Annotated in this window: 11 protein-coding genes; 8 read left to right on the top strand and 3 right to left on the bottom strand. The window is 70.7% G+C overall.

What is annotated here, in order from left to right; translation table 11 throughout:
* Positions 1–63 precede the first annotated feature (63 nt).
* The 6 genes from ACYVO7_RS03465 (at position 64) to ACYVO7_RS03440 (ending at position 6,537) form a co-directional block, all read left to right on the top strand.
* Positions 64–1,623: an ABC transporter substrate-binding protein gene (locus tag ACYVO7_RS03465; RefSeq protein ID WP_460448432.1), complete on the top strand. Its 1,560-nt coding sequence runs from the start codon at positions 64–66 to the stop codon at positions 1,621–1,623.
* Between the two features lie 201 nt (positions 1,624–1,824).
* Positions 1,825–2,766, top strand: coding sequence for an ABC transporter permease (locus ACYVO7_RS03460; protein WP_460448431.1), 942 nt, complete (start codon positions 1,825–1,827; stop codon positions 2,764–2,766).
* A 4-nt stretch (positions 2,767–2,770) separates the two neighbouring features.
* Positions 2,771–3,616 carry an ABC transporter permease gene (locus ACYVO7_RS03455; RefSeq protein ID WP_460448430.1) on the top strand — a complete coding sequence of 282 codons (846 nt, stop codon included), beginning with the start codon at positions 2,771–2,773 and terminating at the stop codon, positions 3,614–3,616.
* A gap of 1 nt (position 3,617) precedes the next feature.
* Entirely contained in the window at positions 3,618–4,619 is a 1,002-nt protein-coding gene (locus ACYVO7_RS03450) for an ABC transporter ATP-binding protein (protein ID WP_460448429.1), read from the top strand.
* Positions 4,616–5,584, top strand: coding sequence for an ABC transporter ATP-binding protein (locus ACYVO7_RS03445; RefSeq protein WP_460448428.1), 969 nt, complete (start codon positions 4,616–4,618; stop codon positions 5,582–5,584). The genes ACYVO7_RS03450 and ACYVO7_RS03445 overlap by 4 nt, the downstream gene beginning before the upstream one ends.
* Positions 5,581–6,537 carry a MurR/RpiR family transcriptional regulator gene (locus ACYVO7_RS03440; RefSeq protein ID WP_460448427.1) on the top strand — a complete coding sequence of 319 codons (957 nt, stop codon included), beginning with the start codon at positions 5,581–5,583 and terminating at the stop codon, positions 6,535–6,537. The genes ACYVO7_RS03445 and ACYVO7_RS03440 overlap by 4 nt, the downstream gene beginning before the upstream one ends.
* 7 nt (positions 6,538–6,544) lie before the next feature.
* Here ACYVO7_RS03440 and glf read toward each other — a convergent pair whose 3' ends face one another.
* Together glf and ACYVO7_RS03430 are read right to left on the bottom strand one after the other, a co-directional pair.
* Positions 6,545–7,705 (bottom strand): UDP-galactopyranose mutase, encoded by a 1,161-nt coding sequence (gene glf / locus ACYVO7_RS03435; protein WP_460448426.1) that lies wholly within the window; start codon positions 7,703–7,705, stop codon positions 6,545–6,547.
* Positions 7,689–8,915: a glycosyltransferase family 1 protein gene (locus ACYVO7_RS03430; RefSeq protein WP_460448425.1), complete on the bottom strand. Its 1,227-nt coding sequence runs from the start codon at positions 8,913–8,915 to the stop codon at positions 7,689–7,691. The genes glf and ACYVO7_RS03430 overlap by 17 nt, the downstream gene beginning before the upstream one ends.
* A 286-nt stretch (positions 8,916–9,201) precedes the next feature.
* On the opposite strand from ACYVO7_RS03430, the gene ACYVO7_RS03425 reads away from it, so the two are divergent.
* Together ACYVO7_RS03425 and ACYVO7_RS03420 are read left to right on the top strand one after the other, a co-directional pair.
* On the top strand, positions 9,202–10,392 hold the full coding sequence (locus tag ACYVO7_RS03425; RefSeq protein ID WP_460448424.1) for a fumarylacetoacetate hydrolase family protein: 1,191 nt from the start codon (positions 9,202–9,204) through the stop codon (positions 10,390–10,392).
* 37 nt (positions 10,393–10,429) lie between these two features.
* Positions 10,430–11,878 (top strand): aldehyde dehydrogenase family protein, encoded by a 1,449-nt coding sequence (locus tag ACYVO7_RS03420; RefSeq protein ID WP_460448423.1) that lies wholly within the window; start codon positions 10,430–10,432, stop codon positions 11,876–11,878.
* A 597-nt stretch (positions 11,879–12,475) separates the two neighbouring features.
* Here ACYVO7_RS03420 and ACYVO7_RS03415 read toward each other — a convergent pair.
* On the bottom strand, positions 12,476–13,384 hold the full coding sequence (locus ACYVO7_RS03415; protein ID WP_460448553.1) for a dipeptide ABC transporter ATP-binding protein: 909 nt from the start codon (positions 13,382–13,384) through the stop codon (positions 12,476–12,478).
* Positions 13,385–13,404: the final 20 nt, after the last annotated feature.

Raw genomic sequence — 13,404 nt, 5'->3', positions numbered from 1 at the left:
ACTTTCATTCAGGGTAGAGCCCGCTGCGGGAACGGCGGGCCTTGGCGGGAATGGGAGGGACGCATGACGGATTCCGGATCATTCGGCTGGGCGCCAACGCGCCGCGGCTTCCAGGCGGGCATGGGCGCGCTTGCGGCGACCCTCCTGGCGCCCGAGATGGCGGCCGCGCAGGGGGCGCAGAGCGCCAACCTGGCGATGGTGGGCGAGCCCCAGTCGCTCGACCCGATGGCGTCGACCGCCGACCTCGTCAGCATCATCATGCAGCACGTCTATGAGCCGCTCTTCACCTTCGACGCGAACGGGGCCGTGCAGCCGATGCTCGCCGCCGAGACGCCCAAGATCACGGCCGACGGCAAGCTCTACACCATCGAGCTGCGCAAGGGCGTGAAGCTGCACAACGGCCGCGATCTGGACGCCGAGGACGTCGTCGCGTCGCTGAAGCGCTGGGTCGAGATGACGCCGCGCGGCAAGGCGCTGGCCAAGAGCATCACGTCGATCGCCGCCAAGGGCCCGAGCACGGTCGAGATCGCGCTCAGCGACCTGCAGCCGGCGCTGCTCGCCCATCTGGCGCTGCCGTCCGGCTATGCGGGCATCATGGCCAAGGAGAGCATCGCCAATCCGCTGGTCGAGTTCGTCGGCACCGGCCCGTACAAGTTCCGCGAGCGCAAGCCCGACCAGTTCGTGGTGCTCACCCGGTTCGACGGCTACGTGTCGCGCTCCGAGCCGGCCAACGGCTACGCGGGCAAGAAGGAAGCGAAGATCGCCGAGCTGCGCTTCATCCCGGCGCCGAACGCCAACACGCGCGTCGAGGGCGTGGTGGCGGGCCAGTACCATTTCGCCGACCAGCTGCCGGTGGAGGCCAGCAAGAAGCTGTCGTCCTCCAGCGCCGCCAAGGCGGTGCTGACCATGCCGTACGGCTTCCCCTATTTCCCGACCAACACCAAGCAGGGCCCGATGGCGGACCTGAAGGTGCGGCAGGCCTTCCAGATGGCGCTGGACGAGGAGGAGATCCTGCTCGCCGGCTTCGGCGATCCCAAGTTCTTCGCCCTGGCGCCGTCCCACTTCCCCAAGGGCTCGCCCTTCTTCTCGGAAGCCGGCGCGGAGCGCTACAGCAAGGGCGACGCCGCCGGCGCCAAGAAGCTCCTGGCGGAGGCCAAGTACGACGGCGCGCCGATCCGCATCCTCAACTCCAAGCAGTACGACTTCCATCACCGCATGGCGCTGGTGATGGCCGAGCAGCTCAAGGCCGCGGGCTTCACCGTGACGCTGGACGTCGTCGACTGGGCGACGCTGGTGCAGCGCCGCGGCGACCCGGCGCTCTGGGACGTCTACATCACGCACTCGGCCTTCTTCCCGGAGCCGATGCTGTCGCCCCCGCAGCTCGGCGACGGCGCGCCCGGCTGGTGGAAGACGCCCGCAAAGGACGCGGCGCTGGCCGCCTTCAACGGCGAGCCGGACCCGGCCAAGCGCGGCCCGCTCTGGGCCAAGGTGCAGCAGGTCGTCTATGACGAGGTCCCCTATATCCGGGCCGGGAATTTCGGCGCGCTCTCGGGCGTCTCGGCCAAGATGAAGGGCTACACCCCGATGCCCTTCCCGGCCTTCTGGAACGTCGAGCTGAACTGAGGCGGGGCGCCGCTTCGGCGCGAACGCCCCTCACCCCAGCCCTCTCCCCGTTCCGGGGAGAGGGGGTCCATCGCGGCTGCGGCGGCGTTTCGCCCTTCTCCCCGCGCACGGGGAGAAGGTGGCGCGGAGCGCCGGATGAGGGGGCGCCCCCTCGAATGCGAGCGCTTCGGCGCAACCTGGCGAGTACGGAGAGCGCGAGCCATGTGGCTGACCTTGGGGCGGCGGATCGGCGGGCTCATCATCGTGATGCTGCTGGTCGCCGCGATGGTGTTCTTCCTCACCCGCCTCGCGCCGGGGGATCCGGCCTCCCTGATGCTGGGCGACCAGGCGACGGCCGAGGACATCGCGCGGCTGCGGGCCGTCTACGGGCTGGACCGCCCCGTGCTCGTCCAGTTCGCGCTCTGGCTGAAGGAGCTCGCCAGCGGCAATCTGGGCCAGTCCATCTTCCTGCAGCGGCCCGTCACGCAGGCGCTGGCCGAGCGGGCCGAGCCCACCTTCTTCCTCACCCTCTTCTCGGTCTCGATCGCGGCCCTGATCGGCATCCCGGCCGGCGTCGCCTCCGCCGTGTGGCGGGGCAGGGCGGTGGACCAGGTCGTGAGCGGCCTGGCCATGCTGGCCGCCAATGTTCCAAGTTTCTGGCTCGGGCTCATCGTCATCCAGCTGTTCGCCGTCCGGCTCGGCTGGTTCCCGGTGGCCGGCTATGGCGACCCGGGCGCGCCGCTGGCCGACAGGCTGGGCCACCTCATCCTGCCGTCCTGCGTGCTGGGGGTGGTGAACTCCGCCCTGATCACCCGCTTCACCCGCGCCAGCATGCTGGACGTGCTGAACGAGGACTATGTCCGCACCGCCCGGTCGAAGGGCGTCTCGGAAGCCCGCGTGGTGATGCGCCACGCCTTCGGCAACGCGCTGATCCCGATCGTCACGGTGGTCGGCCTCACGGCGGCGCTGCTGGTCGGCGGCGCGATCGTCACCGAGACGGTGTTCGGCCTGCCCGGAATCGGCAATCTCGTGGTCTCGGCCGTGTTGAGGCGCGATTACCCGGTGATCCAGGGCGCCCTGATCGTGGTGGCGGGCGTCTACGTCCTCATCAATCTCGTGATCGACCTGATCTACACCCTGGTCGACCCGCGCGTGCGGACCTGAGCCGATGCTCTCGCCCGCGCTGCTGTTCTTCCGCCGCCTCTTCCGCCGCAAGCTGGTGCTGGCCGCCGCGCTGACGCTGGCCCTGCTGCTGCTCTGCGCCCTGTTCGCCCCCTGGATCACGCCCTTCAAGCCCGACGCCATGCGGCTGGCGCGCCGGTTGAAGCCGCCAAGCGAGGCCAACTGGCTGGGCACGGACGAGTTCGGCCGCGACATTCTCTCCCGCATCATCTTCGGCGCCCGCGCGTCGCTCGGCATCGGGGCGGCGGTGGTCGCCATCTCGATGTCGATCGGGACCGCAATCGGGCTCTTCGCCGGCTACTTCCGCCGCCTCGACGCGCCCGTGATGCGGGTCGTGGACGCCACGATGGCGCTGCCCGACATCCTGCTGGCGATCTTCCTCGTCGCCGTGCTCGGCGCCTCGGCGGCCAATGTCGTGTTCGCGCTGTCGATCGTCTACACGCCGCGCGTGGTGCGGGTGGTGCGCGCCTCGACGCTCGTCGTCCGGGAGCTGCCCTTCGTGGAGGCGGCGCGGGCGCTCGGGGTCTCGACCCGACGCATCCTCGGCGTCCATGTGCTCCTCAACGTGGCGTCCCCCGTGCTGGTGCAGGCCACCTTCATCTTCGCCTATGCGGTGCTGGCGGAGGCCGGCCTGTCGTTCCTGGGGGCGGGCGTGCCGCCCGAGACCCCGACCTGGGGCACCATGATCGCCTCCGGCCAGCAATTCGCGGACGACGCCTTCTGGGTCGTGCTCTTCCCGGGCGTCGCCATCGTGCTGGCCGCGCTGTCGCTCCAGATCGTCGGCGACGGCCTGCGCGACATGCTCGACCCCAAGCTCCGGAAAGCGCTCTGAGATGGACGCGACCCCGGAGCCTCTGCTCTCCATCGAGGACCTCGAAGTCAGCTTCCGCACCGAGGAGGGCGTGGTCACGCCCGTGCGGGGCGTCACGCTGGCGGTGCGGCCGGGCGAGACCGTCGCGCTCGTGGGCGAGTCCGGGTCCGGCAAGTCGGTCACGAGCCTCGCCGTCATGGGGCTGCTGCCGAAGCCGGCGGGCCGCGTCTCCGGCGGGCGCATCTGGCTGCGGCGGCGCGCCGGCGACCGCGTCGACCTCGCCCAGGCGCCGGCCCCCGTCATGCGCCGCCTGCGCGGCTCGGAGATCGCCATGATCTTCCAGGAGCCGATGACCAGCCTCAACCCTGTCATGACGGTGGGCGAGCAGATCGCCGAGTCCGCCCGGCTGCATCTCGGCATGGGGCGCGGCGAGGCGATGCGCCGGGCGGAGGCGATGCTGGACCTCGTCGAGATCCCGGACGCCCGGCGCCGCGTGCACAACTACCCGCACCAGATGTCGGGCGGCATGCGCCAGCGCGTCATGATCGCGGTCGCGATGGCGTGCGACCCGGCGCTGCTCATCGCCGACGAGCCGACGACCGCGCTCGACGTCACCATCCAGGCGCAGATCCTGGCGCTGATCGAGCGGCTGCGGCGCGAGATCGGGATGGGAATGCTGTTCATCACCCACAATCTCGGCGTCGTGGCCGAGATCGCCGACCGGGTCGCGGTGATGTACGCCGGCGAGGTGGTGGAGAGCGCGCCGGTGCGGCCGCTCTTCCATGCGCCGAGGCATCCCTACACGCGGGCCTTGCTGGACTGCCTGCCGGCGCGGGCCGTCCGCGGCGAGGACGGGCGCCGGGTCGTGCGCTCCATCCCGGGCCAGGTCTCCCGGGCGGCGCAGGGCTGCGGCTTCGCCTCGCGCTGCGGCTACGCGGTCGACGCGTGCCGCGTCGGAACGGTGGCGCTGGAGGCGGCCCCGGACGGCGTCGTGCGCTGCCTGCGCTGGAGGGAGATCGCGTGAGCGCGCCGCTTCTCGACGTCCAGGGGCTCACCAAGCATTTCGGCGGCGGGCCGCATCCGGTCCGCGCCGTCGAGGAGGTGAGCTTCGCGATCCAGCCCGGCGAGGTGCTGGGCCTCGTCGGCGAGTCCGGCTCGGGCAAGAGCACCATCGGCCGGCTGGTCCTGCGGCTGCTGGATCCCACGCGAGGCGTCGTCCGCTTCGGCGGCGAGGACATCGCCCAGACGCCCGCGCGCAGGCTGAAGGCCTTCCGCCGGAGGGCACAGATGGTGTTCCAGGACCCCTACGCCAGCCTCAACCCCCGCCTGCGGGTGCGCGACATCGTCGGCGAGGCGCTGGACGCGCACGGACTGGCCCGCGGCCGCCGCAGCGAGCGCGTCGGCGAGCTCCTGGAGACCGTCGGCCTGCCGGCGGCCCACATGTCGCGCTTCCCGCACGAGTTCTCCGGCGGCCAGCGCCAGCGCATCGGCATCGCCCGGGCGCTCGCCGTGGAGCCGGAGCTGATCGTGGCCGACGAGCCCGTGTCCGCGCTGGACGTCTCCGTGCAGGCCCAGGTGCTCAACCTCATGCAGGACCTGCGGTCCCGCTTCGGCCTCGCGATGCTGTTCATCTCGCACGACCTCGACGTCGTGGAGCTGATGTGCGACCGCATCGCGGTGCTGTATCTCGGGCGCGTGATGGAGATCGGTCCCACGGCGGTGATCTCGTCCCGGCCGCGCCATCCCTACACGCAGGCGCTGCTCGCCGCGTCGCCGAAGGCGGATCCCGACGCGCCGCGTCTGGCCCGGGTCCTGAAGGGCGACATTCCGTCCCCCGTGGCGCCGCCCTCCGGCTGCGTCTTCCGCACGCGCTGCCCGCACGCCATGGAGGCCTGCGCCCGGATCGTCCCGCCCCTGCGCAGCCATCCGGACGCAAGCGCCTCGGCCTGCCTCCTGGACGACGCGCCTCTCGCCCCGGGGGCGGCGTGAGCGCCCCCGCGGGAGCCGGCGACGGCCCGGACCACGGCGCGCCCGACATCCTGCGCGCCATCCGGCTCGGCCTCGACGGCATGTCGGAGGGCCAGCGGCGCATCGGCCGCATGATCCTGGAGAACCCGGGCTGGGCCGTGCAGACCAATGTCGAGGATCTCGCGGTCCGGGCCGGCGTGAGCGCGCCCACCATCGTGCGCTTCGCCCGCGCGGTGGGGTGCGACGGCCTCAAGGACTTCAAGCTCAAGCTCGCCGGGGCGCTGGCGCTCGGCACGCCCTACCTGCACCGGGGCGTCGCGCTCGGCGACAGCACCGGGGACGTGGTCCGCAACGTCGTCGGCAGCCTCACCTCGGTGCTGGCCGAGTGGCAGCGCCGGCTCGACCCCGCCGAGGTGGAGCGCGCCGCCCAGGCGATCCACAGGGCCCGCCGGGTGGACTGCTACGGCGCCGGCGCCACCTCCAACTTCCTGGCGCAGGACCTGCAGGCCCGGCTGTTCCGGCTGGGCCTCGTCACCAACGCCTTCTCGGACGCGCATTTCCAGCTCGTCGGCGCGGCCACGATGCGGCCGGGCGACGTGCTCTTCGCGATCTCCTTCGTGGGCCGGATGCCGGCTCTGCTGGAGGCCGTGCAGCTCGGCAAGGCGCGCGGCGCGACCGTGGTGGCGCTCACCCGCACCCGCACCCCGCTGGCGGATCTCGCCGACGTCGTGCTCAGCACCGACGTCCCGCGCGACGCGACCATGCGGGTCGGCACGGAAGCCTATGTGGTGCAGCTCCTCATCATCGAGATCGTCATGGTGATGGTGGGGCTGCGGCGCGGCCCGCAGGTCAACGCGCGCCTGAAGGACATCCACGACGTCCTGCAGACCCACGGCGTCGACAACGACGACCCGGCCATGATGCACTGGGGCAGCTCGCCCCTGGGCGAGGACGGGCCTGGCGAGGCGAATTGAGGCCTCCTCAGAGCGCCGTCGAGAGGGCCGGCTCCGGCCCGGACTCCTGGGCGGCGTTCGACCGGGGGAGGGCCTGCTCGATCCGGCGGAACGTCGCCAGCGCCTGGCCGACCACCTGGTCCATGTTGTAGTAGCGATAGGTCGCCAGCCGCCCCACGAACCACACGTCCGGCGTCTGCAGCGCGAGCGCCTCGTATTTCTTGTACAGCTCGGCGTTCTCGGGACGCGGGATCGGGTAATAGGGGTCCCCGACGTCGGTCGGATACTCGTAGGTGATGCTCGTCATCGGGTGCTTCTGGCCGGTGAGGTGCTTGTATTCGGTGATGCGGGTGTAGTCCTCCGACATCGGGTAGTTGACCACCGCCACTGGCTGGAACCGCTCCTGATCCAGGGTGCGGTGGTCGAAGCGCAGGCACCGGTAGGGCAGCCTGCCGAAGCGATGCCCGAAGAACTCGTCCACCGGCCCGGTGAAGATGGTGCGCGGAGCCAGCCTCTCGGCCTTCACGTCGGCGTAGTCGACGCCGAGCCGCCGCGTGATGGCGGGGTGGTCGAGCATGCGCTCGAACATGCGCGTGAAGCCCTCGGCCGGCATCGCCTGGAAGGCGTCGCCGAAATAGCGGTCGTCCCGGTTGGTGCGGGTGGGCACCCGCGCGGTCACGGACTTGTCGAGCTGCGACGGGTCCACGCCCCACTGCTTGCGGGTGTAGCCGCGGAAGAACTTCTCGTAGAGCTCGCGCCCCACCTTGCTCACCACCACGTCCTCGGACGTGCGGATCTCGTCGACCGGCTCGGCCCGCGCCGCGAACCAGTCCTCCAGCTCCTCCGACGTGAGGTCGAGCCCGTAGAGCCGGTTCACCGTGTCGAGGTTGATCGGGATCGGGACCTCCATCCCGTCCACCCTGGCGAGCACGCGGTGCTCGTAGGGCCGCCAGGCCGTGAACTGCGACAGGTGGTCGAAGATGGCCTCGGAATTGGTGTGGAAGATGTGCGGGCCGTATTGGTGGATCAGCACGCCCGCCTCGTCGAGGCGGTCATAGGCGTTGCCGCCGACATGCGGCCGACGGTCGATCAGGAGCACGCGCTCGCCGCGCTGCGAGGCGAGGCGCTCGGCCAGGACGCTCCCGGCGAAGCCGGCGCCGACGACGAGCCAGTCATAGGCGTACGGCATCGGCGACCTCTCCGGTGCGGGCGGCGCGGGGCCGGACGGCGATGCGCGTTTCGGCGCGGATGAGGTCGTCCATCTCGGCCCAGGTGCGGTCCCACGAGAGGGTCGCGAGGCAGCGGTCGACCGCCGAGAGCCATTCGCCGCGCGGAGCGGACATGAGGCCTTCGGCGCGCTGCACGAATTCGTCCGCCGTCGCGGCGATGGCGACCAGCCCCTGGCGACCATAGGAGCGCACCACGTCGACGATCGGGGTGGACACGACCGGCTTGCCGGCGGCCAGGAACTCCGGCGTCTTGGTCGGGCTGATGAAGCGCGTCGCCTCGTTCATGGCGAACGGCATGATCCCGAGGTCCCAGCCCGCCAGGTAGCACGGCAGCTCGGCGTAGGACTTGCCGCCCAGCCAGTGCAGGTTCGGACGGCGCGGCAGGCTATCCGGGTCGATCTTGACCACCGGTCCGATCATCACGAAGGACCAGTCCGGCCGCAGGTCCGCCATCCGGGCGAGCAGGTCGAGGTCCATGCGTTCGTCGACGACGCCGAAGAAGCCGAGCCGGGGCCCGGGGATGGGCTTCTGGTCCGCGGGCTCCTCGCCCGCATGGCCGCGCGCCTGGCCGAAATGCGCCTTGTCGATGCTGCTCGGAAAAGGGTGGATGTTCGCATGCCTCCCCTTCTTGGCCTCGTAGAGGCTGACGCCGCCGGTGAACACCACGTCGGCGCGGCGCAGCAGCTCGCGCTCCAGCGCGATCGTGCGCGGCGGGGCCCCCAGGAAGGCGGACAGCTCGTCCATGTTGTCGTAGACCACGACGTCGGGCGCGAGGTGGCGCGTGAAGGGCAGCGCCATCGGCGTGTAGTACCAGGCGATGAGGCGTTCCGCGTCGAAGCCGTCGACGAGCGCCGTGATCAGCCGCCGCTGCGCCCGCGTGACCTGGACCGAGTCCAGCCCCCATGGCAGGACCGGCGCCACGACCGTGACGCCTTCGGGAGTCGTGGAGCGTTCGAGCGAGGGTTCGGCGCCCTCGCGGTAGATCGGCTCCTCCACGAACACGACCTCATAGTCGCGCGCCGCCCGCGTCAGCAGGTGCTGCGGCCGCTGCGTCACGAAATTCCAGCGCAGATGCGACAGGCACAGGATGACGTCGGCTTTGTCGGTCTGGAGATTTTTTTCACAAGAAGCGGCGAAAGACGACGAATGTGGGTCGGCGCGAAGGGTCATCGGCGGGAATCTTTCATTGTAGAATGTTCGTCTTCAACAGTCCGGTTGTGCTTGCGTTCCGGCGGCCCATCAGACTCGCGTCCTGGGTCGCTCACGTACCGAAACCGCCGGCGCGACGGCGCGCAGGTCCGGTAAGGCGGATCGAAGGGGGTCGGCGGAGCCTGGCGCCGCGGGCCAGAGCCATGCGGCGCACGCCAGGGTGGCGCCCCGGGCCGGGATGGCGCCTCGCCACGGAGCGGGCGTGGTGCTACTACGCGCAGATAATAACCGATTTAGGGAGCGTCACGTGACACGCCTCAAGCTTGACAGCGCCACGACCTTGCCGCGCGACGGCGCCCGTGGCGCGCTCGCCGCCCGCATCTGGCGGCCGGAGGTTTCGGGCCCCTCGATCGTGGCGCTCCGCCCCCAGGGCGGCGGCGTCGGGGTCTTCGACGTCACCCGCGCCTATCCGACGATGCGCGACCTGTGCGAGTCGCCCGATCCCGCCCGGGCGCTGGCCGAGGAGCCCGGCGAGCTGGTCTGCACGCTGGACGACCTCCTTGCCAACACGCCGCCCGACGGGCGCGACGAGGGCCGGCCCTGGCTGCTGGCCCCCAACGACCTGCAGGCCATCAAGGCGGCCGGCGTCACCTTCGCGATCAGCATGCTGGAGCGCGTCATCGAGGAGCGCGCCAAGGGCGACCCGGCGGCCGCCAACGGCATCCGCGAGGGCATCGTCGCCATGGTGGGCGAGGACTTCTCCAAGCTCGTGCCCGGCTCACCGGAGGCGATGCGGCTGAAGCAGACCCTCATCGACCAGGGCGCCTGGAGCCAGTATCTCGAGGTGGGCATCGGCCCGGACGCCGAGATCTTCACCAAGGCCCCGCCGATGTCGGCGGTCGGGACCGGCGTCGACGGCGGGCTGCATCCCATGTCGACCTGGAACAACCCCGAGCCCGAGGCCGTTCTGGTGGTGTCTTCCAAGGGCCGCATCGTCGGCGCCACGCTGGGCAACGACATCAACCTGCGCGACGTCGAGGGCCGCTCGGCGCTGCTGCTCGCCAAGTGCAAGGACAACAACGCCTCCGCCACCGTGGGGCCGTTCATCCGCTTCTTCGACGACACCTTCTCGATCGAGGATCTGCGCCAGGCCGAGCTGACGCTCGTGGTCGAGGGCCCGGAGGGCTATCGTCTGGAGGGCCGCTCCTCGCTGGCCAAGATCAGCCGCAGCTTCGAGGACCTGGCCGGCCAGATGCTGGGCGAGCACCACCAGTATCCGGACGGCGCCATCCTCTACACGGGCACGCTGTTCGCCCCCATCGAGGACCGGGACGCGCCCGGCAAGGGCTTCACGCACAAGATCGGCGACATCGTCACGATCGCGACGCCCTGGCTGGGCAGTCTGGTGAACCGCATGCAGCACACCGACAAATGCCCGCCCTGGACCTTCGGCGCCTCGCACCTGATGCGCAACCTGGCCCGCCGCGGCGTCCTCTGATCCCGCCAAGCCCCGACTTCAAGAACAGGACATCCCCATGAACGCTCCCTTCAAGAACCTCATCGCCGGCGACTGGGTCGAGGGATCCTCCACCAACGCCAACATCAACCCGTCCAACACCAAGGACGTGGTCGGCGAATATGTCCGCGCCTCCAAGGCGCAGGCCGAGGAGGCCATCGCGGCCGCCAAGGCCGCCTTCCCGGCCTGGTCCCGCTCCACCCCGCAGGAGCGCTACGAGATCCTCAAGAAGGCCTCCGACGAGATCCTCGCCCGCAAGGACGAGCTCGGCCGGCTGCTGTCGCGCGAGGAGGGCAAGACCCTTCCGGAGGGCGTCGGCGAGACGGTGCGGGCCGGCCAGATCTTCGCGTTCTTCGCCGGCGAGTGCCTGCGCCTGTCGGGCGAGAAGCTCGCCTCGGTGCGCCCGGGCGTCGAAGTCGACATCACCCGCGAGCCGGTCGGCGTGGTCGGCATGATCACGCCCTGGAACTTCCCCATCGCGATCCCGTCCTGGAAGATCGCCCCGGCCCTGGCCTATGGCAACACGGTGGTGTTCAAGCCGGCCGACCTCGTGCCGGGCTGCGCCTGGGCGATCGTCGACATCCTGCACCGCGCCGGCCTGCCCAAGGGCGTGCTGAACCTGGTGATGGGCCGCGGCTCGGAGGTGGGCCAGGCGATCCTCGAGCACAAGGACGTGGACGCCATCACCTTCACCGGCTCGGTGCCGACCGGCCGCAAGGTCGCGGCGGCCGCCGTCGGCGGCGCCCGCATGAAGAAGCTGCAGCTCGAGATGGGCGGCAAGAACCCGCTCGTGGTCATGGACGACGCCGACCTGAAGGTCGCCGTCGAGGTGGCGGTCAACGGCGCGTTCTTCTCCACCGGCCAGCGCTGCACGGCCTCGTCCCGCCTCATCGTGCAGGCCGGCATCCATGACCGCTTCGTCGAGGCCTGCGTCGAGCGCCTCAAGGGCCTCGTCATCGACGACGCCCTGAAGGCCGGCACGCATATCGGCCCCGTGGTGGACCAGAACCAGCTTGACCAGGATCTCAAATACATCGCCATCGCCAAGGAGGAGGGCGGCAAGCTCGCCTGGGGCGGCGAGGTCCTGACCCGCGAAACGCCTGGCTTCTACCTCCAGCCGGCGCTGATCACCGAGACCACCAACCAGATGCGCATCTCCCGCGAGGAGGTCTTCGGCCCCGTCGCCAACGTCATCCGGGTCAAGGACTATGACGAGGCGCTCAGCCTCGCCAACGACACCGAGTTCGGCCTGTCGGCCGGCATCTGCACGTCGAGCCTGAAATACGCCACGCATTTCAAGCGCAACAGCGAGGCCGGCATGGTGATGGTCAACCTGCCGACGGCGGGCGTCGACTATCACGTGCCTTTCGGCGGCCGAAAGGGCTCGAGCTACGGCCCGCGCGAGCAGGGCGCCTATGCGCGGGAGTTCTACACGACCGTGAAGACCGCCTACACCTTCGCGGGCTGACGCCCCGGCCAGGGCGGCGGACCCCCGGGTCCCCCGCCCCGCCGGGACGACCGAGCCCGAAGCGCGCCGGCTCCCCCGTCATCCCCGGCGCGCCGCAGGCGCGGGAAGGGGATCCGGAGAGGCCGGGCGAGGGGCGCCTTCTTCCGGACCCTCTCTGGATCCCCTTCCCCTCCGCGGCTGCGCCGCTCCGGCCGGGGATGACGGGGGGTGGCGCTTCAGGTGGCGAGCGGGCGCGGCCTTGACAATCGGATAAAATTCCTATATCTCTGACCATGCTCCGGTCCGCGGAGGGACATCTGCAGTGTCACGGATGGGGACCGGGGGTGGCGGCCTGGGCGAGGCGGGGTGACAGCCGTTTCGCAGAGGCGATCCGTCGGAGAGCCCGACGAGCGGAAGCGCCAAGGGGCTGACAGCGCCCCGAGGCGCTCCGGTGGATCTTCAAACGCCATGCGCGGAACGGCGAGAGCCTGGCGGCCTCGCGGTTCTCCCCACACCTCCCCACATCCGCCGTGGGGCTGATCAGCGTCGCCGTTCCGCGCCGCCCTCCACCCTTCACCTCCGGGCCGAAAGGCCGCGGAGCTGAAGGCGCGCGCAGCCTCACCCGGCCTCCACGGCCCAGCACGCCACCTTGCGGCCGTGCTTCTGCTCCAAGGGCGGCATCTCCACCGGGCAGGGCGCGAAGGCGAGCGGGCAGCGCGGGTTGAAGGGACAGCCGCTCGGCGGGTTGAAGGGCGAGGGCAGCTCGCCCTGCAGGACGATCCGCTCCTTCTTGGCGCCGGGCTCGGCCACGGGCGTCGCCGACAGCAGCGCCCGCGTGTAAGGATGCTGGGGCGCGGAGAAGATCGCCTCGCGGCTGCCCACCTCCACGGCGTGGCCGAGATAGATGACCATGATGTCGTCGGCGATGTGCCGCACCACCGAGAGGTCGTGCGAGATGAACAGATAGGCGAGCTGGAACTCGTTCTGCAACTCCGCCAGCAGGTTCAGCACCTGCGCCCGGATCGAGACGTCCAGGGCCGAGACCGGCTCGTCCAGCACCAGGATCTTGGGCCGCAGCATCAGGGCGCGCGCGATGGCGATGCGCTGGCGCTGGCCGCCGGAGAACATGTGCGGGTAGCGCTCGACATATTCGGGCCGCAGGCCGACGCGGGCCATCATGTCCCGGGCGGCCTGCCGGCGCTGCGCGGCCGGCATCGTCGTGTTGACCAGCAGCGGCTCCTCCAGGGCGGCCCCGATGGTCTGGCGCGGGTTGAGCGACCCGTAGGGGTTCTGGAAGACGATCTGCACCTCGCTGCGCAGGCGCTTGCGGTCCGCCGCCGTGGCGGCGACCATGTCGACGCCGTTGATCTTCAGCGTCCCGGCTGTCGGCTCCTCGATCATGGTGACGAGGCGCGCCAGCGTCGACTTGCCGGAGCCGGATTCGCCCACCACCGCCAGCGTCTTGCCGGAGGCGAGGTCGAACGACACGCCCGACAGCGCCTTGACGGTGGCGACGGGGGAGAACATTCCGCGCCGGGCGCTGTAGT

Source organism: Alsobacter sp. SYSU BS001988 (assembly GCF_054796215.1).
The sequence above is the reverse complement of the archived record's forward strand: the minus strand, read 5'-3'. Positions and strand labels throughout refer to the sequence as shown.

Bases quoted from the DNA above. Each gene is read 5' to 3' on its own strand.
- ACYVO7_RS03465 (WP_460448432.1), top strand. From the start codon at position 64: ATGACGGATTCCGGATCATTCGGCTGGGCGCCAACGCGCCGCGGCTTC.
- ACYVO7_RS03460 (WP_460448431.1), top strand. From the start codon at position 1,825: ATGTGGCTGACCTTGGGGCGGCGGATCGGCGGGCTCATCATCGTGATG.
- ACYVO7_RS03455 (WP_460448430.1), top strand. From the start codon at position 2,771: ATGCTCTCGCCCGCGCTGCTGTTCTTCCGCCGCCTCTTCCGCCGCAAG.
- ACYVO7_RS03450 (WP_460448429.1), top strand. From the start codon at position 3,618: ATGGACGCGACCCCGGAGCCTCTGCTCTCCATCGAGGACCTCGAAGTC.
- glf (WP_460448426.1), bottom strand. From the start codon at position 7,705: ATGCCGTACGCCTATGACTGGCTCGTCGTCGGCGCCGGCTTCGCCGGG.
- ACYVO7_RS03430 (WP_460448425.1), bottom strand. From the start codon at position 8,915: ATGACCCTTCGCGCCGACCCACATTCGTCGTCTTTCGCCGCTTCTTGT.
- ACYVO7_RS03420 (WP_460448423.1), top strand. From the start codon at position 10,430: ATGAACGCTCCCTTCAAGAACCTCATCGCCGGCGACTGGGTCGAGGGA.
- ACYVO7_RS03415 (WP_460448553.1), bottom strand. From the start codon at position 13,384: ATGTTCTCCCCCGTCGCCACCGTCAAGGCGCTGTCGGGCGTGTCGTTC.